Origin of the sequence: Peribacillus sp. RS7, from assembly GCF_041956845.1 — a bacterium.
Classification (GTDB): Bacteria; Bacillota; Bacilli; order Bacillales; family DSM-1321; genus Peribacillus.
This window is the reverse complement of the sequence record NZ_CP168135.1, coordinates 2,049,455-2,072,339: the sequence shown is the minus strand read 5'-3', so window position 1 is coordinate 2,072,339 and position 22,885 is coordinate 2,049,455. Positions and strand designations below refer to the sequence as shown.

Genomic DNA, 22,885 nt, shown 5'->3' with positions numbered 1-22,885 from the left:
TAGTTTTTACTGTACGTGTACTATGTAAAGAACAGGATGTAAAAAGCATCCTGTCAAAAAATCAGATATCGAGATTTTTTACATAAATTGCATTTTCTTCAATGAAGTTACGTCGCGGTTCCACCTTGTCGCCCATCAACATCTCGAAAGTCTCATCTGCCTCGGCAGCATCTTTCAAACTGACTTGAAGTAGAGTTCTTGTATCTGGGTTCATTGTCGTTTCCCACAATTGCTCTGGATTCATTTCCCCCAGCCCTTTATAACGCTGCAGGTTAGGCTTTGGAGTACTTGGCATACTAGCCAAGATTTCTTCAAGCTGCCGATCATTATAGGCATAATCCACTTTTTTCCCTTGCTGAATTTTGAAAAGTGGCGGCTGAGCAATATATATATATCCATACTCGATAATTTTTCTCATATAACGGTAGAAGAATGTCAACATCAGCGTTCTGATATGGGCACCATCCACATCCGCATCGGTCATGATAACAATTTTATGGTATCTAGCCTTTTCAATATTGAATTCATCACCAATGCCTGTTCCAAGTGCTGTGATGATCGTACCTATTTCTTCATTGTGCAGGATTCTATCCAATCGTGCTTTTTCAACATTCAGGATTTTACCTCTTAGCGGCAAAATGGCTTGGAAATGGCGGTCCCTTCCTTGTTTAGCAGAGCCTCCCGCCGAGTTTCCTTCAACGATGTACAATTCGCTGATAGCCGGATCCTTAGATGAACAATCTGCCAATTTCCCCGGTAGATTGGATACTTCCAAAGCACTTTTCCTTCGTGTCAATTCACGGGCTTTCTTGGCTGCCATACGGGCTCTTGCTGCCATAAGCCCTTTATCTATAATTTTTCTGGCCACTGCAGGATTTTCGTATAAGAAAGAATCAAGCCGTTCCGAAAGGATGGAATCAGTAACCGTCCTTACTTCAGAGTTTCCCAGTTTAGTTTTCGTCTGACCTTCAAATTGTGGTTCAGGATGCTTAATCGAAATGATTGCCGTTAGACCTTCCCGGACATCTTCACCGGAGAAATTGGAATCGGCTTCTTTTAAAAGACTATTTTTCCGTGCATAATCATTAATGACACGGGTCAAAGCAGTCTTGAATCCTGATTCATGTGTACCGCCTTCATAGGTATGGATATTATTAGCAAAAGAAAAGACATTACTGATATAGCTGTCATTATATTGCAATGCTAATTCAACAGAGATTCCATCTCTCTCGCCTTCCATGAAAATCGGTTCCTCATGAAGGACCTCTTTTGAACGGTTCAAATGCTCCACATAAGATTTGATGCCGCCCTCATAGTGGTATTCCCTGATTTTCTCTTCCTCTTCACGTTTATCTTCAATGATCAGTTTCAAGCCTTTATTCAGGAACGCAAGCTCACGGATACGTGTGGCTAATGTATCAAAATCATATTCCAAGGATTCCGTGAAAATTTGACCATCAGGAATGAAGTGTACAGTCGTACCTGTATGATCGGTTTCCCCGATAACTTTCAAATCTTCTTTAGGAACCCCACGGTTGAATTGCTGATAATGGATTTTACCTTCACGATGAACATAAACTTCCAATACCGTGGATAAAGCATTTACTACTGAAGCTCCCACACCATGCAGACCACCGGAGACCTTGTAACCTCCGCCGCCAAATTTACCGCCCGCATGAAGGACCGTCATGATTACTTCTACAGCTGGCCGTCCCATTTTTTCATGGATACCTACTGGAATACCCCGACCATTATCGACTACTGTTATGCTATTGTCTTCTTCGATCGTCACTTTGATTTCAGTACAGAAACCAGCTAGTGCCTCATCGATACTATTATCGACAATTTCCCAAACAAGATGGTGAAGTCCTTTTGCAGAGGTAGTACCGATATACATCCCCGGACGTTTACGAACTGCTTCTAAGCCTTCTAAAACCTGTATCTGATTCTCATCGTATGCCTGAGCTTGTACTTCTTTTTGTTCCATTGTCATACGTATCACCTACACTTTTCTTTTGGCATTTATCAATTTTTCAGGAGTAATTATTACGTTATGGCTACAATTCAAAGAATATCTATATCATCGATTAAGAACGATGGCTGCATTGAACGCTTTTTTAAAGTGGACGATGCAAGCGGTGAATAATAGACCTGTTTATCCGTTACCACAATCGATTTAACCGAGTTTTTTGCTAAATGGTAAGTTACATCAGACTTTTTCTCCAGAAATTCACTCATGATTGGAGAAGCCTGGAGCAGCTTCTTATCTAAAATGGCTATGACATCGTCCGTTTTCACAAGAATGTCTTCACCAATATGGAGATACATTCATTCACCTCATCATTTAACCTTTTTTATACTTCCTTGACTAACATAAAAGGTGGACGCTTCTCTTAGGGTTTGATGATCGATTCCATCAACGGAGGGTGTCGTCACAAATGTTTGCACTTTCCCTTGTATCGTATTCAGTAAATGGGATTGACGGAAATCGTCGAGTTCCGATAACACATCATCCAATAATAAAATGGGATACTCGCCGATTTCTTCATGGATCAGCTCAATTTCGGCAAGTTTCAATGACAGGGCAGTTGTACGTTGTTGTCCTTGTGAACCATATGTCTGGACATCACGGTCATTCACAAAAAAAACCAGGTCGTCACGATGAGGACCTACCAGTGTTACACCCCGCTCAATTTCCCTTGTTTTTATTTTATCAAATTTTTCTGTGTATACTTCTATCATTTTCGTCAAATCCATAGATTCTGATACATCAAGCGACGGTTTATATTGGATTTTCAATACTTCTAGATTTCTGGAGATCCCCGAGTGAATCGGCTCTGCCCATTGCTGGAGCTTTAAAAGAAACTGGTACCTTCTTTCGACAATTTTCGCTGCATACTGAATAAATTGGTCAGTTAGCACGTCAAGCATCGTCGTATCCGTTTGTTTCCGGGTCTGCAGAAGCTTTAAGTAATGATTTCTTTGTTGAAGTATTTTATGATATTGGCTCATATCATGAAGGTATACGGGAGAAACCTGGCCAATTTCCATATCTATAAAACGGCGTCTGACTAAAGGACTCCCCTTTACAAGGTTAAGATCCTCAGGCGCAAACATGACCACATTCATATTTCCGACATATTGACTCAACTTTCTTTGTTCAATATGGTTGCACTTCGCCTTTTTCCCTTTTTTTGAAATGGTCAGCTCAAGTGGTATTGAGGTATTTCTCTTTCTAACTCTTCCTTCTATTTTAGCATACTCTTCATCCCAGCGAATAAGTTCTTTATCATTTGAGGTACGATGAGATTTTGCCATTGCTAAAACGAAAATGGATTCCATGACATTTGTTTTCCCTTGAGCATTTTCGCCGAGGATTACGTTGACTTTATTTTCAAAAGTCAGATTCAGTTCGGTATAGTTGCGGTAATTTCTCAAACTTATATTTTCAATATACATATTCCGCTCTTCCCTTATGTTTTAGCTTGTAATTGTGTAGGTGCCAAATCCAGGAATTTCTATTTTATCACCTGATCTTAATTTTCTGCCTCTTCTCACGTCTAATTCGCCATTAATGTAAACTTCGTATTCACTTAAGAACCATTTTGACATTCCGCCGCTTTGGATTAAATCGGCCAATTTCAAGAATTGTCCTAGTGTAATATATTCTGTGCTGATTTTTATGGAGTCCATTTCATGCTTCACTCATTTCCAAGTAGTCTTTTAATACTTCATTTTACTAAATTAATCCCATTAAGACAAAGTATAGCTTTTTCAGCTCTTGTTTTTAGCGGTTCTGAGTTCCGTACGGAATTTAAAAAATCCTAAAAACCCTTTGGGAACCTATGTTAAAAATAAAAAAATTAAAGGCCTGCTAAACAAGCCTTTAATTTTTTTGAAATATTATTTTTGCTTAATAAGTCCTTACCGGCAGAATTAATTGCAGCATGGAATCATCATGTAGTGGACGAATGACAAACGGTCGCATTGCACCGGTGAAATTAATTTTTATATCGGAACCTTCCAATGCCTTTAAAGCATCCATTACAAATTTGGCACTGAATGAGATTTTCAAATCTTCACCTTCAATGGCTTCTGCCTGAACCTCTTCAATTACTTTACCAATTTCAGGGGTATTGGAAGAGACTTCGATTATACGGCCTTCCAGGGTTGTCAATTTGACGACATTATTTCTTCCTTCTCTCGCCAATAAAGAAGCCCTATCGATAGCTTGGAGAAAATCTTTAGTATGAACAGTTACATCCGTTTTACTATCTGATGGAATCAAGCGTGATGTATCAGGATAATTCCCTTCAAGAAGTCTTGAGAAAAATAATAAATTTTCAGCTTTGAAAAGTACTTGATTGTCGGTAATGACGATCTCAATGAGTTCGTTTGTATCATCAAGGATTTTACTCAACTCATTCAGACTTTTACCTGGGATTACAACGCTATAAGTCCCTGTAATTTTATTTTCTATTTTGGCTGTTCTCATGGCCAGCCTATGACTATCTGTTGCAATACAGGTCAATTCGTCATCTTGAACCTTCAAGTTTACACCTGTCAAGATGGGACGTGTTTCTGACGTGGACACTGCAAAACCCGTTTGGCGAATAAGGGTCTTTAAAAGATCCGTTGGAAGTTTGAAAATATTTTCTTCTTCAATGATCGGAAGATGTGGATATTCCTCAGGATCTAGTCCATTTAGATTAAATTCAGCTTTACCTGAGCGGATAATCGTTTGAAAGTTGTTTTCCACTTCAATTTCTACAGTATCCATCGGTAGCTTTTTGACAATTTCACTGAAAAAACGGGCATTCAGTACAATACCGCCGCTACTTTTAACTTCAACAATCTCATCTCCGTCAACTTCAGCTGGGATGAATGATTGGATGGAGATATCTGAGTCACTTCCTGTTAGAGTGACGCCCTCACTAGTAACGCTTATTTTTATTCCCGTCAGAATCGGAATCGTCGTCCTTGATGTGACTGCTTTCATTACTTCTTGGACACTATGAACTAATCGATCTCTTTGGATTATAAATCTCATGTTTCATCCTCCAATTTTTTTATTGCCGAATAGGCATATTTATTAATAATTTTTATTAAAAAAGATAGTAGTAATAGTAGTAGGGCCTGTTGATATGTGGATAAGTCCACTTAACCTAAGGAAAAACAGTCTATCCACTTGTGGACAGACTGTGTGTAAGTAGTCGTCAGTTATACACAATATCCAGAATCGATTATACCCTCAGCTGGTCCTGTATTTCTTTAACCTGGCGTTGAAGCTGGGTATCCGTTTGCATGAGTTTAGAAATCTTTTCATGCGCATGGATAACGGTCGTATGATCGCGACCTCCAAATTCATCTCCTATCTTAGGCAGGGATGAGTCTGTTAATTCCCTGGAAAGATACATGGCAATCTGTCTTGGAAAGGCTACGGATTTAGTCCGTTTTTTCGCCTTGAAATCCTCAAGTTTGACACTATAATGTTCACCAACCGTCTTCTGGATTTCTAAGATGGTGATTATTTTAGGCTTTGAGCTTGGGATGATGTCTTTTAATGCTTCAGCTGCCAAATCGGCATTTATATCTTTATTAATTAATGAAGAATAAGCGACGACACGAATAAGTGCACCCTCAAGCTCACGAATATTGGAATCGATTTGGTTGGCAATATAGAGCATGACTTCATTCGGGATATCAAGACCCTCAGCTTTTGCCTTTTTACGCAAAATGGCAATCCGCGTTTCTAGATCAGGAGGTGTGATATCCGTGATCAAACCCCACTCAAACCTGGAACGGAGGCGATCCTCAAGTGTAGGGATCTCTTTTGGTGGACGGTCACTGGAAATGACGATCTGTTTGCTTTCTTCATGCAACGCATTGAATGTATGGAAAAACTCTTCTTGGGTTTGTTCTTTTCCCGCAAGAAATTGAATATCATCAATTAATAAAACATCTACACTCCGGTATCTATCTCGAAATTCCCCAGCTTTATTATCCCGGATGGAGTTTATGAATTCATTCGTGAATTTTTCAGACGATAAATAAACGACCTTTGCATTTGGATTATGCTCAAGAACATAATGCCCGATTGCATGCATTAAATGAGTTTTCCCAAGGCCTACGCCTCCGTATATAAATAAGGGATTATAAGCTTTGGCTGGAGCTTCTGCGACAGCGAGAGACGCGGCATGGGCAAACCGATTGCCGGAGCCGATGACAAATGTATCGAAGGTATTTTTCGCATTCAGCATATGCTGTGGAAATGCAGCATGCTCTTTATCCCGTTTCTTAATCTTTTTAGGCTGAACAGGAACGGTAAAATCATCATCTTCTTGATTGGGGGGAATGATGAATTTTGCTTCCAATTCCTCACCTGTAAGCTCAAACAATACATCAGAAATAAGATGGGAATAGCGTTCTTCAAGCCAATCCCTGGCAAATTCATTGGGAGCGGTGACTGTTAATGTATCACCTTGCAGTAAATAGGCCTTGGTGGATTTAAGCCAAGTTTCAAAGCTTGGTTTACTGATTTTTTTTTCGATTTTTCCGAGCGCCTGGTTCCAGAGGCTATCGATATTATCCAAACTTATCCCTCCTTTGCAAAATATTTTTAATAATAGTTTCTAAAATGTATAGGCACAAATAAACTCATCGATTGCCGTCTTTATATAAATTTTGACAGCAAAGGTTCGGTGAGCTGTATAAGGGATTTTTGTGTAGTGTAATGTGAAGTCCCTAAAACTATATCTTGCGCTGTACAACCTTTGTACAGACTACATCTGGTAAGCCGGTGTAGATTTGGATGTTTATTCATCAACAGGTATTTTGAGAAATATATAATAAAGAAGAAAAAAGGGTTTTCGACAATATCCACCATCTGTGGACAAATTAATATACACAGGTCGAATAAGCTATCCACATGTTATACACAGTCTGTGGATAACCGTTACCTGTTGATAAAGTTATTCAGAGTGAAAACACAAATATAATATCAGAAATTCAGGCGTCTTGCAATGGGTTAGAAAACTTTATCCACAACTTACCGAGCTTGTGGGAAAAACTTTTCCACAGGCTATTGTTATGTGCAAAAGTCTATAAATTGGGTTGTGGATAGAAAAAAACATGTCGAATTTTATCCACAGACCATGATTATGAATTGGATTAATTTAATTTTATTTTTGGATAAACCAAGTTGTTCAAGCTGGAAAACCTACATTGATAAAAATCGAATGATACATATAGAAGATGGTTTAGGTTCATCCAAATTATGTCGGATGCTAGTCGATCAATTGAAGATACCTCGGGAATCTCATATATTTATTCGTGGAGGAATCGATGAAATTTTCCTCTCCCCAAAAATTTCTATATCAGTTCGGAGCAAAATCATTTACAATAGGCTAGGTAGTAAAAAAAGACCTACTGGACATTGAGCACTAAAAAGAAATATTTTTTTGGATGAGGTTGACAAGTAGAAACCTCCATCTATATAATTGTAAAGACTGTCTTTAACTGTTATTCCTCAGGGAGGTGTCATATAATGAAAAGAACTTATCAACCGAATAACCGCAAACATAGTAAAGTTCACGGTTTCCGTGCACGTATGAGCACGAAAAACGGACGTAGAGTAATCGCAGCACGTCGCCGTAAGGGCAGAAAAGTATTATCTGCATAGACCACTGAAAAGTCTCAGTGGTCTTTTTTCGCAAAATAAGGGATTTACTGAGACTCAATTCATGTAATGAAGGTGTAAAAATGAAAAAAAAGTTAAGGATTAAGAAAGAGGATGAATTTCAGCTTGTTTTTAAAAAAGGTGAATCTTCTGCTAATCGGCAATTTGTTGTCTATGTCCTTGAAAAGCCAGATCAGGATTATTTTCGGATCGGCCTTTCAGTCAGTAAAAAAATCGGGAACGCCGTTGTAAGGAACCAAATTAAAAGATACATACGGCAAGCGTTTTTGGAATTGAAAGAAGATATAGAAGAGGGTAAGGATTATATTGTGATTGCTCGAAAACCAGTGGCGGAGATGGACTTTTTCCAGGTGAAAAGCAGCTTGATCCACGTCCTGAAACGTTCTAAATCACTAAACTTTAAAATGAAAAAACAATAAAGTCCCCTTTATATCGAATACTAAGCATTCCTCGGATCATGTAGTTACTTGAGAAAAGATAATATAGAAAATTCCTATTGGAACTGTAGAAAAATGTGGATTACTTATTCTTGAAATCTGCTAATAAACAGTTCACAATTGTTTCAAAAAAGATTGATTGCAGTTAGGAGGAAATTACGGTTGAAAAAACGAATATTACTCATTATTGGACTAGCCTCGATAATGATGCTGTTAGCAGGGTGTACGGAAATTAAAGAACCTATTACTGCGGATAGTGAAGGTTTTTGGAATTCATACATTGTCTATCCATTATCAGCCCTGATCATTTGGCTTTCTGAAGCATTTGGCGAGAATTATGGTTTGGGAATCATCGGTGTTACATTAATCATTCGCTTAGCATTACTTCCACTAATGATCAAACAGGTGAAAAGCTCGAAAGCAATGCAGGCCATTCAGCCTGAGATGAAAGAACTTCAAGCAAAATACAGCTCAAAAGATGCTGCCACACAACAAAAACTACAGCAAGAAACAATGGCTTTATTTTCAAAATATAATGTGAATCCATTGGCGGGATGTTTGCCGATAGTGGTGCAAATGCCGATTTTGATCGGATTTTACCATGCCATCAGCCGTACGGAAGAAATTTCTTTACATAGTTTTCTTTGGTTTGATTTAGGTTCCCCGGATCCTTTTTATGTTTTACCGGTGGTTGCTGGTATTACGACTTTTATCCAGCAGAAGATGTCCATGGCTGGAATGAACTCCAATCCACAAATGGCGGCACAAATGACCATGATGCTTTACATCATGCCAATTATGATTGTTGTTTTTGCTATTAATTTCCCCGCTGCTCTTTCTCTTTACTGGGTAGTAGGTAACCTTTTTGGTATCGTTCAAACATATTTCATTAAAGGTCCGGATCTTAGAAAAGCAGCTGCGGAAAACGCGGGAGGGGCAAAGAAAAAGTGAAAAAGGTAACTGCTACAGGACAATCTGTCGAAGAAGCAGTAAATTTAGCTTTAGCTCAACTGAACAGCACTAAGGATCGCGTGGAGATAGAAATAGAAGATGAAGGCAAAAAAGGATTTTTTGGTTTATTTGGTGCAAGGAAGGCGATTGTCCATGTGACATTGCCTGCCGATCCCATTGAAGAGACACTTGAATTTTTGAAGAATGTCAGCGTGGAAATGGGAGTCAATGCAGAAATTGATGTCCACCGTAAAGGTAAGAACGTAACATTCCATTTATCAGGTGAGAAAATAGCATTATTAATTGGAAAAAGGGGTCAAACACTAAATTCTCTTCAGTATTTAGCGCAGCTGGTTGCAAATCGATATTCGAAGCAGTTTTTGAATATTACTGTGGATGCAGAAGATTATCGAAATCGCCGCAATGAAACTTTAATCCAATTGGCTGATAGAATGGCAATTAAAGCCAAGAAAACAGGTAAGGCTGTTTCACTGGAGCCGATGCCTTCCTATGAACGGAAGGTCATCCATAATGCTCTCCTGCATTATCCAAAAATAAAAACAACTTCAAGTGGGACGGAACCATATCGCCATTTGGTCATTACTCCACTCAAATGAACCTTCTGCTTTAAAGCAGGGGTTCTTTTTTTTTAGGACATAATATCGATGTGTGTCGAATATCTTTTTATAAAAGGATAATTCAACAATTACTGACAACTCTTTTTATATTCCCATGATAAAGAAAAGGGAATGGAATAAAGGGAGGCTGGCGATATTTGTTATTCACATGTGGATAAGTTAAAATGAATGTTACAGAATATGGATTCATTGCATGTGGATAACCCTTGAAAGGAAGGAGTATCTACTTTTTTTCATGAATATACTGTGGTATTGTAGTAATTTAGGGATTCGACGATTTTATTATCAGAAAAAAATAGAAACATCAATATATAAGAGGTGAAAGCATGGAATTCGATACAATCACCGCTATCTCTACTCCCTTAGGGGAAGGGGCAATCGCCATCGTTAGAATCAGCGGTGATGAGGCCATAGAAATAGCCGATAGGATCTTTAAAGGACCAGGTGGAAAAGGATTGCTTGAAGTGAAATCACATACGATTCATTATGGCCACCTAATCCAGCCTAAAACAGGTGAAATCATAGAGGAAGTCATGGTTTCGGTCATGAAGGGTCCAAAGACATTTACAAGAGAAGATGTAGTTGAAATAAATTGTCACGGTGGAATAGTTTCGGTCAATCGGGTATTACAGCTCATTCTCTCACAAGGTGCTCGTTTAGCAGAACCTGGTGAATTTACGAAACGGGCTTTTTTGAATGGCAGGATCGATCTTTCTCAAGCTGAGGCCGTTATGGATTTAATCCGTGCTAAAACGGATAAAGCCATGAATGTTGCATTAGGTCAAATGGAAGGCCGGCTTTCGAAATTAATCCAAAACCTACGTCAAGAAATTTTACAGACCCTCGCTCAAGTCGAGGTAAATATAGATTATCCGGAATATGATGATGTCGAAGAAATGACGCATCGTTTATTTTTGGAAAAAGGCAGTTATGTGAAGACTGAAATAGAGAAACTGCTTCACACGGCCCAACAAGGGAAAATCTTGCGGGATGGGCTTGCGACGGTTATCATAGGGCGCCCCAATGTCGGAAAATCTTCTTTGCTTAACAGCTTGGTTCATGAAAATAAAGCGATTGTCACTGATATCCCAGGTACAACACGTGATGTAATTGAAGAGTATGTCAATGTTCGCGGTGTACCGCTTAAACTTGTCGATACAGCAGGAATACGCGAAACGGAAGATATCGTTGAACGAATTGGAGTTGAACGGTCCCGTGCAGTATTAAAAGAGGCGGATCTAATATTACTTGTATTGAACTATTCCGATGATTTTACAACGGAAGATGAAAAACTATTCCAAGCGGTTGATGGAATGGATGTTATCGTTATCATCAATAAAACCGACCTTCCACAGAAAATCGATTTGGCAAAGGTTAAGGAAAAGGCGGCATCCCATAAGGTTGTTTCCACTTCTTTACTTGAGGATAAAGGGGTCGATGAATTGGAAGAAGCCATCGCTTCACTATTTTTTGAGGGATCTTTAGAAACGGGAGACCTGACCTATGTTTCCAATGCCAGGCATATAGCTTTGCTAGGACAGGCATTACAGTCAATCGAAGACGCAATCGAAGCTATTGAAATGGGTACGCCGGTTGATTTGGTTCAAATTGATTTCACGAAAGCATGGGAGCTTCTTGGGGAAATCATTGGTGAAAGCGTTCAGGATAATTTAATCAACCAATTGTTCTCACAATTTTGTTTAGGAAAATAAGCGTAAAAGGAGGAAAAGGATATGCAATACGAAGCAGGTAGCTATGATGTCATTGTTATTGGTGCTGGTCATGCTGGTAGTGAAGCTGGCCTTGCGGCTGCAAGAGTCGGAGCTAAAACGTTGATGATCACCATTAACTTGGATATGGTCGCCTTTATGCCATGCAATCCGTCCGTTGGTGGGCCGGCAAAAGGTATAGTTGTTAGGGAAATTGACGCTTTAGGCGGTGAAATGGGAAAAAATATCGATAAGACCCATATCCAAATGAGGATGCTGAATACTGCTAAAGGTCCGGCTGTTCGAGCGTTGCGGGCGCAGGCAGATAAATTTCTCTATCAACAAGAAATGAAAAAGACGATAGAAGACCAAGAAAATTTGACATTGATTCAGGGAATGGTAGAAGAATTAATTGTTGAAAATGACGTTTGTACGGGTGTAATCACTAAAACTGGTGCGGTGTATCGTGCGAAAACTGTCGTAATAACGACGGGAACATATTTACGCGGTGAAATCATATTAGGGGAACTGAAATATTCAAGCGGTCCTAATAATCAACAGCCTTCCATCAGGCTATCTGAACATTTAGAGCAGTTAGGATTTGATTTGGTCCGTTTTAAAACGGGGACACCACCACGTGTCAATAGTTCTTCCATAGATTACAGCAAAACGGAAATTCAGCCTGGTGATGAAGTGCCACGTGCATTTTCTTATGAAACCACAAAGTTCATCACTGATCAATTACCTTGCTGGTTAACGTATACGAATGAGGGAACACATCAGCTCATTGATGATAATCTACACCGTTCACCAATGTATTCCGGAATGATAAAGGGAACTGGACCTCGTTATTGTCCTTCGATAGAAGATAAAGTCGTCCGTTTTAATGATAAACCACGGCATCAAATCTTCCTGGAACCTGAAGGTCGCAATACAAAGGAAGTTTATGTGCAAGGTTTATCTACCAGTTTGCCTGAAGATGTACAAGTGAAAATCCTACAAACCATTCCAGGACTCGAAAAGGCGGAAATGATGCGGGCTGGATATGCAATAGAATATGATGCTATCGTTCCTACGCAGCTTTGGCCCACACTGGAAACGAAAAAAATCAAAAATCTGTATACTGCTGGCCAAATTAACGGGACATCCGGCTACGAGGAAGCAGCAGGACAAGGATTGATGGCCGGTATTAATGCAGGATTGAATGCAATAGGTAAAGAAGAACTGATTTTAAGCCGTTCGGATGCCTATATTGGTGTTCTCATTGATGACCTTGTAACGAAAGGTACGAATGAACCATACCGATTGCTTACTTCACGAGCAGAATATCGTTTATTGTTGCGTCATGATAATGCCGATTTGCGCTTAACGGAAATTGGATTCAATATCGGAATGATCCAAGAAGAACGTTACAATCGTTTCCTTTTGAAAAAAGAAGCGGTTGAAATGGAAAAAGAACGACTAAAATCAAATTTCATCAAACCGACTAAAGAGGTACAAGAAATCATTACAGCAAGTGGCGGCAGTGAGTTGAAGGATGGAATCCGTGCCTCTGATTTATTGAAACGGCCTGAGATGGATTATTCCCATATTCAGAAGTTGGCGCCAAGTGATGTCGAACTGAGCGATGAAGTGACGGAACAGGTCGAAATCCAGATCAAGTATGAAGGTTATATCGAAAAATCTCTACAGCAAGTCGATCGCCTGAAAAAAATGGAGAATAAAAAGATTCCAGAGAATATCGATTATGATGCAATTTCTGGTCTAGCAACGGAAGCACGTCAAAAATTAAAGCAGGTCCACCCGCTATCAGTAGCTCAGGCTTCAAGAATTTCCGGTGTGAATCCCGCTGATGTTTCCATTTTGCTTGTTTATTTGGAACAAGGTAAAATTGCCAGAGTATCTCAGTAATGGAAATACCCGAAAAGGATTGAAGAAAACATGAATATTGAACAGTTCCAACAAGCACTGCAGGAGAAAGGGATCGAGCTTTCTCCTCACCAGCTTGATCAGTTTGACACTTATTATCGATTATTGGTGGAATGGAACGAAAAGATGAACTTAACAGCCATCACTAATAAGGAAGAAGTTTATCTAAAGCATTTTTATGATTCAATCAGCGCAGCCTTCTATTTCGACTTTAACAAGTCATATCGAATTTGCGATGTTGGGGCTGGAGCCGGATTTCCGAGTATTCCATTGAAGATTTGTTTCCCTGATATCCACGTATCGATTGTGGATTCTTTGAATAAGCGAATCTCTTTTTTGAATCACCTTGCTGAGTCCTTACAATTAAAGGGAGTTTCCTTCTATCATGACCGGGCGGAAACCTTCGCCCAAAAACCGGAGCATCGCGAATCCTATGATATTGTCATGGCAAGAGCGGTAGCCAGGATGTCCGTTTTAAGTGAACTATGTTTGCCGCTTGTTAAGCCAAACGGGATGTTCATTGCCATGAAAGCGGCTAGTGCACAGGATGAAATGGACACAGGGAAAAAGGCCATTTTTACATTAGGCGGAGAAATCGAAGAAATTCATCCTTTCACATTGCCAGAGGAAAATAGTGAAAGAAACATCATTACAGTAAAAAAAGTGAAGAAGACTCCTAAAAAATACCCAAGAAAACCAGGGACACCGAATAAGCAGCCTATTGAATAACCTCTATTATATGGAGATGGTTTCATATTAAGCGTAAATGATTCGGATATATGGCTGGTACTATTTTCTTTTACTATAAATGTACGAGCTTATTATCAATATTGTATTTGCCAACAAAAGGCAATTTTTCGGTACAATGTCAAACGTGTGCCAGATTTTACAGTTGGGCTAGAAAGTCGGCGATTTTTCTTTTTGATTCAGGGAAATAATCTTGGGCAAGCCGGCGATATTTATAATAACTGGCCGTCAATTCCTCATTATTGCCTTGATGACGCCAGTCGACATGTTTTTCACAGTGAAGGGCCATATGTATAACCATGTCGGGAAATGTATGCAGGACTTGTCCTTTAAATAGAGAATATGTTATTTGGGAGTTTTAAAAGGTGGTGTAGGAAGATGAAGCATCCTTTTTCGCGGTTCTTTGGGTTTGGCGAAAAAGAAGAACAGCAACTAGAGATGGAGACACCTAGCAATAATAATGAAGAGATAAGAAAAATTTCCATTTCTGATATTGTGCCTAATCGATTTCAACCAAGGACCGTTTTTAATGACGATAAAATTGCTGAATTGGCTCAAACGATTCATACACATGGAATCATTCAACCAATTGTAGTAAGGGCTTATGGACAGGGGAAATATGAAATCATTGCTGGTGAGCGTCGTTTTCGAGCCATGCAAAAGCTTGGCTGGGAATTGGCACCTGCAATAATCAAAGATTTCACCGATACAGAAACGGCTTCTGTTGCGCTGATAGAAAACCTTCAGCGTGAAGAACTGACACCGATTGAAGAAGCTTTGGCTTACGGTAAACTATTGGAGCTGCATAGTTTAACCCAAGAAGCTCTGGCACAAAGACTGGGAATAGGACAATCTACCGTGGCGAATAAGCTTCGGTTGCTTAAGCTGCCCCAAGAGGTTCAAGATGCACTTCTTCAAAAGCAAATTACGGAACGCCATGCCCGCTCGTTGATACCGTTAAAAAGTCCAGAAAAGCAGCTTAAACTGCTTTTGGAAATCATCGAAAAGGGGTTAAACGTCAAGCAGACCGAAGAGCAGGTCGTCAAGCTCTTAACGGGTACTGTGCAAAAGCCGAAACCTAAGCGGAAAGCGTTTAGTAAAGACATGAGGATTGCCGTGAATACTATACGCCAATCACTCAGTATGGTTACAGACAATGGAATAAATTTGGATGCAGAGGAAGAAGAATTCGAGGAGTATTATCAATTCACGATTAAAATACCTAAGAAAAAAACTTGATTCCCTATCCTTAACCCTGCTTGGTAGTCTCTGATTACCAAGCTTTTTTTATTTTGTCGCCAACACTGGCATTTGCCATCTCAAAAAGGTTTCAATTTTTCCGGTATTTAATGCTGTTTAGATATATTTCAATTTTTAAGAGGAATTTAAGAAAACGATTTCTTCCAGTAACATTCATGATAAAATAGAAAGAAATAAATGGATCTACGGTAAAAGTTAATAGATATAGCGTGATGAAGATAGTTGAAAGCAGGTGAATTCGTGGGTAAGATTCTCGCCATTGCCAATCAAAAAGGCGGTGTTGGAAAAACGACAACTTCTGTCAGTCTAAGTGCTTGTCTTGCATACATAGGACAGAAAGTCTTAATGGTCGATATCGATCCGCAGGGAAATGCTACAAGCGGGGCAGGTATCGATAAAGCAGATGTGGAACAATGTATTTATGATGTATTGGTTGATGATGTCGAGGCCAGTACCGTCATCATGGAAACAAAGGTAGAAAATTTATATGCTATACCTGCGACCATTCAACTTGCAGGTGCTGAAATTGAACTTGTTCCAACCATCTCAAGGGAAGTCCGATTAAAAAGGGCATTGGAAGAGGTGCAAAGCCAATATGATTACATTGTGATTGACTGTCCTCCATCATTGGGTTTGCTCACGCTTAATGCATTAACGGCAGCTGATGCCGTTTTGATTCCTGTACAATGTGAATATTATGCACTGGAGGGCTTGAGCCAACTTTTGAATACGGTCCGTCTCGTCCAAAAGCATTTGAACCATGATTTGAAAATCGAGGGTGTGCTATTGACGATGTTGGATGCCAGAACAAACTTAGGTATCCAGGTTATAGAAGAAGTCAAAAAATACTTTCAGGATAAAGTCTATCAAACCATCATCCCCCGCAATGTCCGTTTGAGTGAAGCACCGAGCCATGGGGAACCAATAATTATATATGATCCAAAGTCACGAGGAGCGGAGGTCTATCTAGAACTGGCAAAGGAAGTGGTATCAAATGGCTAAAGGACTTGGCAAAGGACTTAACGCACTTTTCAACAATGGGGAAATCAGTAAAGATGAAATCGTGCGCGAAATCAAATTAAGGGAATTAAGGCCAAATCCTTATCAGCCCCGAAAGAGCTTCCGACTTGAAGCTATAGAGGAATTAAAGCAATCTATCATGGAACACGGGATATTACAGCCGATTATTGCCCGGAAAAGCATTAAGGGATATGAAATCGTGGCAGGGGAAAGGCGTTATCGTGCTGCTAAGGAAGCGGGTTTAAAGACAGTTCCGGTTGTTGTGAGGGAATTGAATGAACAGCAGATGATGGAACTGGCGATTTTGGAAAACCTGCAACGGGAAGATTTAAATCCGATTGAGGAAGCGGCTGCTTATCAAACACTTCTTGAAAAATTGGAATTTACCCAGGAGCAGTTGGCCAATCGCTTGGGTAAAAGCCGACCCCATATCGCGAATTATGTCAGATTACTGTCTTTGCCTGAAGGGATTAGGAGTTATATCTCCGATGGGGAAATTTCCATGGGGCATGGCCGAGCATTACTGGGTTTAAAGAAAAAAGAGATGCTAAAGCCAGTAGTGGATAAAATCCTCAAAGAAGGAATGAATGTCAGACAGCTAGAGCAATATATACATCAATTGAATGATACCGTTTCACGTGAAACCAAAACTAAGAAACAAGAGAAAAAGGATATATTCATAAAGCAGCGGGAGTCAAGTCTGCGTGAAAGACTAGGAACGAGTGTAACGATAAAACAAAGTAAGAAAAAAGGGAAAATAGAAATCGAATTCTTTTCAAAAGAAGATCTAGAGAGAATTTTGGACTTGATCGATCAAGAGAACCTTTCCTCTTAGATTGCCTTTATGAAAAGATAGTGGCAACAGAAGTTAGATCTATTTTTCACTGTAGAAAATTAGGTGGATGAGATGGTATTATTAGGGGCTTTGGTGAATGGTGCCTGCATTTTAATCGGTTCGATTTTGGGAAGGTTTTTACAACATATACCTGAAAAGATAAAAGAAACGGTCATGAGCGGGATCGGTTTAGCCGTCATGGTCTTAGGCTTGCAGATGGGGCTGAAAAGTGATCAGTTCCTCATTGTCATTTTAAGTATTGTTGGAGGGGCAGTCCTTGGCGAATGGATGGATCTTGAGGCAAGGCTTAATTCTTTAGGCAATTGGATTGAACGCAGGATGAAAGCGACTGAAGGAACTTCGATATCTCAGGGGTTTGTAACGGCTACGCTCATATTTGGCATTGGGGCGATGGCCATTATCGGTGCCCTGGATAGTGGTATCCGGAATGATCATGACGTTTTGATAACAAAAGCGATCATCGATGGATTTACAGCGCTGGTCCTCGCCAGTACGCTTGGCATAGGTGTACTTTTTTCAGCATTTCCAATCATTCTTTATGAGGGATTTTTAGCAATTTTTTCAAGACAAATCAATACGATGATCCCAACCGCTTTAATGGATTCCTTCATATTGGAAATGACGGCAACTGGAGGAGTCATGATTTTAGCCATTGGTTTGAATATTATCGGTGTCACCAAAATAAGGGTGGCCAATCTGCTTCCAGGCATAATGATTACCGTCATTCTGGTTACTATCATGTATTATGTATAAAAAAGAAGGAAGGGGTAAACCCTTCCTTCTTTTTTATGATCAGAAATACCAATCAAAGGGATTTTTCTTGCTTGAATGACCATGTGAAAGGAGTGATGGAAGGTTTTACTGGATAATGATCTTGTGCTTCGGAAATTCCTTCGGCGATGGTTTTGGCCATCTTCAGCACCAGATTAAGACGAGTGTTTTGTAAAACCATGAACTCCATGAATCCACTTACATTCACGATTCCTGTAATATGGGCATTTCCAACGGAAGGAAGTTCTTTATTGACTCCAGCACCTGGTTTCACTGGTCCTTGACCGATTTGAACAATACCCACACTTTTCATTTTGCCTAAACAAGCGTCGATTCCGACAATAAAGGGATTGGTATGAATCTTTTTTATTTCATTTAATTTTTCCTGTAAGTTCATCGCATGAATAGGGTCATCCAGAGTACCGTACACATGGAATGTAGAAGAACCGCTTCCAGCTTTTTCACTAAGCAGAGTGCCGACAAGTGGTCCGAGGGAATCGCCTGTAGAACGGTCTGTGCCTATACAGACGATGACGATTGGTTGAAGCTTTCCAGTTGGTAGAAGGTTGATTAATTCCTGGGAAATTTGTTTGGATGCATCCGTATCTTCATGCAGGATGCGACTCAATCTATTTTTATTATTATTAAATAGACTAGAATTCAGATTCATCGGCTCCACTCCTTTACTTTATTTGGTATTACAGTATACGGATAATAAGGGAAAAATATACGGTATTTAACGTAATGGATGAGGGAATTTTTTGTAGAACATGCAAACAGGTGAAGGGGAAATGGATTGACGTTCTTCCTCTACCAATTGCTTTCATTAATACATTCTATTAGAAAAATACTTGATTAATTCGGAAAAAACTTCTAATTCCTTTACCTATATACCCATATTTTTTTTGTACAGAAACCCTTATTTATTGATAAAATAGAGAAAACTTCTCTTATTCAGGGTTATCTCACAGCAGTAGGGGTAGAGGACTACGTCTATATGGAAAAGTCATAGAGAAGATATAAAAGTTTTGCAGTTTGCATTAGGCAGGAGGAAAAGATGGATCGCATTTATGATAACGTTACAAAAGAGATATTGGATGAAAAGGTATGGCTGCTGATGGGCGAGGGCATTATTAAAATCTTCCTTGTTCTGTTATTATCGCGTATTATTATTTCAATAGGAAAGACGGTTATAAGTAAATTTTTCGCGGTTCGCTTAAGAAGTCCTATTCGTGTTTCAGAGCGTAGAGAAACGACACTTATTAAGTTGCTGGAAAATATTGTAACTTACGTTATCAATTTCATTGCCTTGATAATGATTCTTGAAATTTTCTCATTCGATGTAAAGGCCTTACTGGCTGGAGCTGGTATTCTTGGTTTGGCAGTTGGGTTTGGTGCTCAAAGTTTGGTCAAGGATATAATTACAGGGTTTTTCGTCATTTTTGAAGATCATTTCTCGGTTGGGGATTATATTAAAATAAATAATTTTGAAGGGGAAGTCATTGAAATCGGGCTTCGTACTACGAAAATTAAAAGTGGTGCAGGGGAATTGCACTTCATACCCAACGGCAGCATCATCCAGGTTACGAATTATTCCATTTTAAACAGTATGGCTGTGGTTGATGTGACCATACCTAACGATGGGTCGGTCGAGCTTGCTGAGAAGGTGCTGATTGAACTCTTAAGCAGTATGGAAGGCAAATATGAAGCCTTGATTAAAGCACCTGAATTTTTGGGAATCGAAACAATAAGTGCTGAAGAAATCGTCCTTCGGATTACAGCGGAAACAAAGCCAATGCATCACATCGAAATCAGTAGGATATTAAGAAAAGAAATAAGTGCTGCGCTTGATTTAAGTGGGATTAAATCTACGTACAATGGCAGCGAGTCATAGGAATTAGGGGGGCTCATGGTTATGGAGGAGAAAGAATTTGGGCTTAAGGATGTTGTGGAAATGAAAAAGCCGCATCCCTGTGGAATAAACAAGTGGAAAATCATTAGGCTTGGTATGGATATCCGGATAAAATGTGAAGGTTGCGGTCATAGCGTAATGCTGCCTCGACGTGAATTCGCGAAGAAAATGAAAAAAGTTCTGCAAAAGCATGAGGAGTGATCATGCTTTTTTTTTGGAATGAAAGTAGTCCTGCCATCTCAATGATTTACTTGTCTTTTTAGGGAGCGAAATCTATAATTGGGAAAGGTTTAGGTAATTGGATGGTCTTTATAGAAGATCAGTCTTTTTCCATATGTACGAATTATCTTGAAGGAGTGAAATATAAATGGCTTTAACAGCTGGTATAGTTGGTTTGCCTAACGTAGGTAAATCCACTTTATTTAATGCAATTACTCAGGCAGGTGCGGAATCTGCCAACTATCCTTTCTGTACGATTGATCCAAACGTCGGGATTGTGGAAGTGCCGGATCACCGTCTGCAAAAATTGACTGAATTGGTTAAACCGAAAAAGACGGTTCCGACAGCATTTGAATTCACGGATATCGCCGGGATTGTAAAAGGAGCAAGTAAAGGAGAAGGACTGGGTAATAAATTCCTTTCCCATATCCGTCAAGTGGATGCCATTTGTCAGGTCGTCCGATGTTTCGCAGACGATAACATTACTCATGTTTCCGGAAAAGTAAATCCAATCGATGATATCGAAGTCATCAATCTTGAATTGATCCTTGCCGATTTGGAATCCGTTGACAAACGCATCGACCGTGTCGGAAAAATGGCCAAGCAAAAAGATAAAGGCGCAGTGGCAGAACATGAAATCCTTGTGGCTTTAAAAGAGGCATTGGAAGATGAAAAACCAGCCCGTTCAGTTGAATTCACTGAAGAACAGCAAAAAATCGTGAAGGGCATGCATTTACTTACAGCGAAGCCGACGCTTTATGTGGCGAATGTGAGCGAAGATGAAGTGGCTAATGCTGACGATAATGAATATGTTCAGCAAGTTCGTGAATATGCTGCTAAGGAAAATGCCGAAGTAATCGTAATTTGTGCCAAAATCGAAGAAGAAATTGCAGAGCTTGAAGGTGAAGAAAAGGAAATGTTCCTATCTGAACTTGGCATCGAGGAGTCAGGTCTTGACCAGTTGATCCGTGCTTCATATAATCTGCTTGGATTGGCAACATACTTTACGGCTGGTGTACAGGAAGTGCGTGCATGGACATTCCGGAAAGGTATGAAGGCCCCTCAATGTGCAGGCGTCATTCACACGGACTTCGAACGTGGTTTCATCCGTGCCGAAATCGTTTCTTATACCGATTTGCTTGAAGCGGGTAGTCATGGTGCTGCAAAAGAAGCAGGAAAAGTTCGTTTGGAAGGAAAAGAATACATCGTTAACGATGGCGATGTAATCCATTTCCGTTTTAACGTTTAAGATTCAACTCCAGTCTGAAAGATCCTACAGCTCCATATGTAGGGTCTTTTTTGAGCCGTTAATCATTAGATTTCAATTAATTGTAATAAGTCGAACCGCTCGTTGCAAAGCCTCTTTAACTATGCTATAATTTTATCTTGTGAGTAATTATAAATAATTGCTCCTTGCCCAATTGGGCCGCTTAGACCAAAAGGAGGTGACAGTGATGAGAAAATACGAAATTATGTATATCATCCGTCCAAACATTGAGGAAGAAGCTAAAAAAGCTTTAGTTGAACGTTTCAACACAATCCTTTCTGATAATGGTGCGGAAGTAGAAGCAAAAGAATGGGGTAAACGCCGTCTTGCATACGAAATCAATGATTTCCGTGACGGTTACTACATGCTTCTTAAAGTTAACGCTGAAAGTGCTGCGATTCAAGAATTCGATCGTCTTGCTAAAATCAGTGAAGACATTATTCGCCACATGGCTACTAGAGAAGAAGTATAATCACATATTTAATATAAATTCTAATCTTGTTTCACATGAAACAGGCTTGAAACCTAGGGGTTGATTCTGATGATGAATCGCGTAGTTTTGGTAGGACGCTTAACTAAAGATCCTGAATTACGATATACACCTAATGGAGTTCCCGTAGCTACCTTTACTTTAGCTGTGAACCGTAGTTTTACGAATCAGCAGGGTGACCGTGAAGCGGATTTCATTAACTGTGTTGTTTGGCGTAAACCGGCAGAAAATGTAGCTAACTTCTTGAAAAAGGGCAGTTTAGCTGGCGTGGATGGACGTGTCCAAACACGTAATTATGAAGGACAAGACGGCAAACGCGTATATGTGACGGAGATTCTGGCTGAGAGCGTTCAATTCCTTGAACCACGAAGCAGTTCAGCGGGTGAAAGAAATGAAGGCGGTTCTTACGGTGGAGGTCAAAAAAGTTATAGCAATAATAATAACGGAAATGACAACAATTCGTATGGACAAAATCCTAATCAGAATCAACGGAGCAATAACAACTACACTCGTGTAGATGATGATCCATTTGCAAATGACGGTAAAACAATCGACATTTCAGATGACGATCTTCCGTTTTAAACAGCCGTTTAAAATGAAAATTGAAAAAGCAGGGAGGGAAATTTATTATGGCAATGGGTGGACGTAAAGGACGCGGTAAGCGTAAAAAGGTTTGTTATTTCACATCTAACGGAATCACTAAAATTGATTACAAAGATGTAGATCTTCTTAAAAAATTCGTCTCAGAACGCGGTAAAATTTTACCACGTCGTGTAACTGGCACTAGCGCTAAATATCAACGTAGATTAACGATTGCTATTAAACGCTCACGTACTATGGCATTACTTCCATATGTATCTGGTGAATAATAAATTGGCACATTGAGGAGTTTTCCTTAATGTGCCTTTTTTATAAAATCGGCTCTTATGCCTGAAAACCGCTGAATTGCGGTTTTTTTATTTTCAAAAGTAATTCATATG

At 39.6% G+C, this 22,885-nt stretch carries 25 protein-coding genes; 17 read left to right on the top strand and 8 right to left on the bottom strand.

The genetic code is table 11. From position 1 onward, the window contains the following. Window positions 1-61: 61 nt before the first annotated feature. The 6 genes from gyrB to dnaA form a co-directional block, all read right to left on the bottom strand. Complete coding sequence (gene gyrB / locus ACDZ29_RS10565; protein WP_375091129.1) at window positions 62-1,987, bottom strand: DNA topoisomerase (ATP-hydrolyzing) subunit B; 1,926 nt, start codon at window positions 1,985-1,987, stop codon at window positions 62-64. 77 nt (window positions 1,988-2,064) lie between these two features. Next, window positions 2,065-2,328, bottom strand: coding sequence for an extracellular matrix regulator RemB (gene remB, locus ACDZ29_RS10560; protein ID WP_289314127.1), 264 nt, complete (start codon window positions 2,326-2,328; stop codon window positions 2,065-2,067). A 12-nt stretch (window positions 2,329-2,340) separates the two neighbouring features. Further along, window positions 2,341-3,459, bottom strand: a complete 1,119-nt coding sequence (gene recF / locus ACDZ29_RS10555; RefSeq protein WP_375090811.1) for a DNA replication/repair protein RecF — start codon at window positions 3,457-3,459, stop codon at window positions 2,341-2,343. A gap of 21 nt (window positions 3,460-3,480) precedes the next feature. Next, window positions 3,481-3,693: a S4 domain-containing protein YaaA gene (gene yaaA / locus ACDZ29_RS10550; RefSeq protein WP_289314128.1), complete on the bottom strand. Its 213-nt coding sequence runs from the start codon at window positions 3,691-3,693 to the stop codon at window positions 3,481-3,483. 220 nt (window positions 3,694-3,913) lie between these two features. Beyond that, window positions 3,914-5,050, bottom strand: coding sequence for a DNA polymerase III subunit beta (dnaN, locus tag ACDZ29_RS10545; protein ID WP_289323263.1), 1,137 nt, complete (start codon window positions 5,048-5,050; stop codon window positions 3,914-3,916). A gap of 193 nt (window positions 5,051-5,243) precedes the next feature. Continuing rightward, entirely contained in the window at window positions 5,244-6,593 is a 1,350-nt protein-coding gene (dnaA, locus tag ACDZ29_RS10540) for a chromosomal replication initiator protein DnaA (RefSeq protein WP_289314130.1), read from the bottom strand. 953 nt (window positions 6,594-7,546) lie between these two features. Between dnaA and rpmH the strand changes: the two genes are divergently transcribed. From rpmH to rsmG, 7 genes are all read left to right on the top strand, one after another. Further along, complete coding sequence (gene rpmH, locus ACDZ29_RS10535) at window positions 7,547-7,681, top strand: 50S ribosomal protein L34 (protein ID WP_034316183.1); 135 nt, start codon at window positions 7,547-7,549, stop codon at window positions 7,679-7,681. An 80-nt stretch (window positions 7,682-7,761) separates the two neighbouring features. Continuing rightward, on the top strand, window positions 7,762-8,118 hold the full coding sequence (gene rnpA / locus ACDZ29_RS10530) for a ribonuclease P protein component (RefSeq protein WP_370016949.1): 357 nt from the start codon (window positions 7,762-7,764) through the stop codon (window positions 8,116-8,118). 180 nt (window positions 8,119-8,298) lie between these two features. Then, entirely contained in the window at window positions 8,299-9,087 is a 789-nt protein-coding gene (gene spoIIIJ, locus ACDZ29_RS10525) for a YidC family membrane integrase SpoIIIJ (protein ID WP_289327202.1), read from the top strand. Next, window positions 9,084-9,704: an RNA-binding cell elongation regulator Jag/EloR gene (gene jag, locus ACDZ29_RS10520; RefSeq protein ID WP_289327201.1), complete on the top strand. Its 621-nt coding sequence runs from the start codon at window positions 9,084-9,086 to the stop codon at window positions 9,702-9,704. Before spoIIIJ ends, jag begins: the two co-directional genes overlap by 4 nt. Before the next feature lie 347 nt (window positions 9,705-10,051). After that, window positions 10,052-11,437, top strand: a complete 1,386-nt coding sequence (gene mnmE, locus ACDZ29_RS10515; RefSeq protein ID WP_370016947.1) for a tRNA uridine-5-carboxymethylaminomethyl(34) synthesis GTPase MnmE — start codon at window positions 10,052-10,054, stop codon at window positions 11,435-11,437. A 21-nt stretch (window positions 11,438-11,458) separates the two neighbouring features. Continuing rightward, entirely contained in the window at window positions 11,459-13,345 is a 1,887-nt protein-coding gene (mnmG, locus tag ACDZ29_RS10510; protein ID WP_289314134.1) for a tRNA uridine-5-carboxymethylaminomethyl(34) synthesis enzyme MnmG, read from the top strand. Between the two features lie 30 nt (window positions 13,346-13,375). After that, on the top strand, window positions 13,376-14,092 hold the full coding sequence (gene rsmG / locus ACDZ29_RS10505; protein WP_375090810.1) for a 16S rRNA (guanine(527)-N(7))-methyltransferase RsmG: 717 nt from the start codon (window positions 13,376-13,378) through the stop codon (window positions 14,090-14,092). Between the two features lie 157 nt (window positions 14,093-14,249). On the opposite strand, the gene ACDZ29_RS10500 is transcribed toward rsmG, so the two are convergent. Further along, complete coding sequence (locus ACDZ29_RS10500; protein WP_289327198.1) at window positions 14,250-14,411, bottom strand: hypothetical protein; 162 nt, start codon at window positions 14,409-14,411, stop codon at window positions 14,250-14,252. A gap of 77 nt (window positions 14,412-14,488) precedes the next feature. Here ACDZ29_RS10500 and noc point away from each other — a divergent pair, with 77 nt between their 5' ends. The 4 genes from noc (at window position 14,489) to ACDZ29_RS10480 (ending at window position 17,999) form a co-directional block, all read left to right on the top strand. Next, window positions 14,489-15,349, top strand: coding sequence for a nucleoid occlusion protein (gene noc, locus ACDZ29_RS10495; protein WP_289314137.1), 861 nt, complete (start codon window positions 14,489-14,491; stop codon window positions 15,347-15,349). 261 nt (window positions 15,350-15,610) lie between these two features. Continuing rightward, the gene (locus ACDZ29_RS10490) at window positions 15,611-16,372 is read left to right on the top strand and encodes a ParA family protein (RefSeq protein WP_289314138.1); all 762 of its coding nucleotides are present in this window, start codon (window positions 15,611-15,613) and stop codon (window positions 16,370-16,372) included. Further along, window positions 16,365-17,225 carry a ParB/RepB/Spo0J family partition protein gene (locus ACDZ29_RS10485; RefSeq protein ID WP_375090809.1) on the top strand — a complete coding sequence of 287 codons (861 nt, stop codon included), beginning with the start codon at window positions 16,365-16,367 and terminating at the stop codon, window positions 17,223-17,225. Before ACDZ29_RS10490 ends, ACDZ29_RS10485 begins: the two co-directional genes overlap by 8 nt. A gap of 72 nt (window positions 17,226-17,297) precedes the next feature. After that, window positions 17,298-17,999, top strand: coding sequence for a DUF554 domain-containing protein (locus ACDZ29_RS10480; RefSeq protein WP_289314140.1), 702 nt, complete (start codon window positions 17,298-17,300; stop codon window positions 17,997-17,999). 52 nt (window positions 18,000-18,051) lie between these two features. On the opposite strand, the gene yyaC is transcribed toward ACDZ29_RS10480, so the two are convergent. Beyond that, window positions 18,052-18,687 carry a spore protease YyaC gene (yyaC, locus tag ACDZ29_RS10475; RefSeq protein ID WP_289327196.1) on the bottom strand — a complete coding sequence of 212 codons (636 nt, stop codon included), beginning with the start codon at window positions 18,685-18,687 and terminating at the stop codon, window positions 18,052-18,054. A gap of 387 nt (window positions 18,688-19,074) precedes the next feature. Between yyaC and ACDZ29_RS10470 the strand changes: the two genes are divergently transcribed. The 6 genes from ACDZ29_RS10470 (at window position 19,075) to rpsR (ending at window position 22,774) form a co-directional block, all read left to right on the top strand. Next, entirely contained in the window at window positions 19,075-19,911 is an 837-nt protein-coding gene (locus ACDZ29_RS10470) for a mechanosensitive ion channel family protein (RefSeq protein WP_375090808.1), read from the top strand. A gap of 21 nt (window positions 19,912-19,932) precedes the next feature. Further along, a complete protein-coding gene (locus ACDZ29_RS10465; RefSeq protein WP_289314143.1) occupies window positions 19,933-20,130 on the top strand; it encodes a DUF951 domain-containing protein in 198 nt (65 codons plus the stop codon). Between the two features lie 166 nt (window positions 20,131-20,296). Next, window positions 20,297-21,397 carry a redox-regulated ATPase YchF gene (ychF, locus tag ACDZ29_RS10460; RefSeq protein ID WP_289314144.1) on the top strand — a complete coding sequence of 367 codons (1,101 nt, stop codon included), beginning with the start codon at window positions 20,297-20,299 and terminating at the stop codon, window positions 21,395-21,397. A 205-nt stretch (window positions 21,398-21,602) separates the two neighbouring features. After that, window positions 21,603-21,887 carry a 30S ribosomal protein S6 gene (gene rpsF, locus ACDZ29_RS10455; RefSeq protein ID WP_034316153.1) on the top strand — a complete coding sequence of 95 codons (285 nt, stop codon included), beginning with the start codon at window positions 21,603-21,605 and terminating at the stop codon, window positions 21,885-21,887. Between the two features lie 69 nt (window positions 21,888-21,956). Continuing rightward, window positions 21,957-22,487: a single-stranded DNA-binding protein gene (gene ssb, locus ACDZ29_RS10450; protein WP_370016943.1), complete on the top strand. Its 531-nt coding sequence runs from the start codon at window positions 21,957-21,959 to the stop codon at window positions 22,485-22,487. Between the two features lie 47 nt (window positions 22,488-22,534). Further along, window positions 22,535-22,774, top strand: coding sequence for a 30S ribosomal protein S18 (rpsR, locus tag ACDZ29_RS10445; RefSeq protein WP_230161608.1), 240 nt, complete (start codon window positions 22,535-22,537; stop codon window positions 22,772-22,774). Window positions 22,775-22,885: the final 111 nt, after the last annotated feature.

Bases quoted from the DNA above. Each gene is read 5' to 3' on its own strand.
- dnaN (WP_289323263.1), bottom strand. From the start codon at position 5,050: ATGAGATTTATAATCCAAAGAGATCGATTAGTTCATAGTGTCCAAGAA.
- remB (WP_289314127.1), bottom strand. From the start codon at position 2,328: ATGTATCTCCATATTGGTGAAGACATTCTTGTGAAAACGGACGATGTC.
- rpsR (WP_230161608.1), top strand. From the start codon at position 22,535: ATGGCAATGGGTGGACGTAAAGGACGCGGTAAGCGTAAAAAGGTTTGT.
- mnmG (WP_289314134.1), top strand. From the start codon at position 11,459: ATGCAATACGAAGCAGGTAGCTATGATGTCATTGTTATTGGTGCTGGT.
- ACDZ29_RS10485 (WP_375090809.1), top strand. From the start codon at position 16,365: ATGGCTAAAGGACTTGGCAAAGGACTTAACGCACTTTTCAACAATGGG.
- noc (WP_289314137.1), top strand. From the start codon at position 14,489: ATGAAGCATCCTTTTTCGCGGTTCTTTGGGTTTGGCGAAAAAGAAGAA.
- ychF (WP_289314144.1), top strand. From the start codon at position 20,297: ATGGCTTTAACAGCTGGTATAGTTGGTTTGCCTAACGTAGGTAAATCC.
- yaaA (WP_289314128.1), bottom strand. From the start codon at position 3,693: ATGGACTCCATAAAAATCAGCACAGAATATATTACACTAGGACAATTC.
- ACDZ29_RS10470 (WP_375090808.1), top strand. From the start codon at position 19,075: ATGGATCGCATTTATGATAACGTTACAAAAGAGATATTGGATGAAAAG.
- recF (WP_375090811.1), bottom strand. From the start codon at position 3,459: ATGTATATTGAAAATATAAGTTTGAGAAATTACCGCAACTATACCGAA.
- ACDZ29_RS10500 (WP_289327198.1), bottom strand. From the start codon at position 14,411: ATGGTTATACATATGGCCCTTCACTGTGAAAAACATGTCGACTGGCGT.
- ssb (WP_370016943.1), top strand. From the start codon at position 21,957: ATGATGAATCGCGTAGTTTTGGTAGGACGCTTAACTAAAGATCCTGAA.
- ACDZ29_RS10465 (WP_289314143.1), top strand. From the start codon at position 19,933: ATGGAGGAGAAAGAATTTGGGCTTAAGGATGTTGTGGAAATGAAAAAG.
- gyrB (WP_375091129.1), bottom strand. From the start codon at position 1,987: ATGGAACAAAAAGAAGTACAAGCTCAGGCATACGATGAGAATCAGATA.
- rnpA (WP_370016949.1), top strand. From the start codon at position 7,762: ATGAAAAAAAAGTTAAGGATTAAGAAAGAGGATGAATTTCAGCTTGTT.
- rpsF (WP_034316153.1), top strand. From the start codon at position 21,603: ATGAGAAAATACGAAATTATGTATATCATCCGTCCAAACATTGAGGAA.
- yyaC (WP_289327196.1), bottom strand. From the start codon at position 18,687: ATGAATCTGAATTCTAGTCTATTTAATAATAATAAAAATAGATTGAGT.
- ACDZ29_RS10480 (WP_289314140.1), top strand. From the start codon at position 17,298: ATGGTATTATTAGGGGCTTTGGTGAATGGTGCCTGCATTTTAATCGGT.
- rpmH (WP_034316183.1), top strand. From the start codon at position 7,547: ATGAAAAGAACTTATCAACCGAATAACCGCAAACATAGTAAAGTTCAC.
- mnmE (WP_370016947.1), top strand. From the start codon at position 10,052: ATGGAATTCGATACAATCACCGCTATCTCTACTCCCTTAGGGGAAGGG.
- rsmG (WP_375090810.1), top strand. From the start codon at position 13,376: ATGAATATTGAACAGTTCCAACAAGCACTGCAGGAGAAAGGGATCGAG.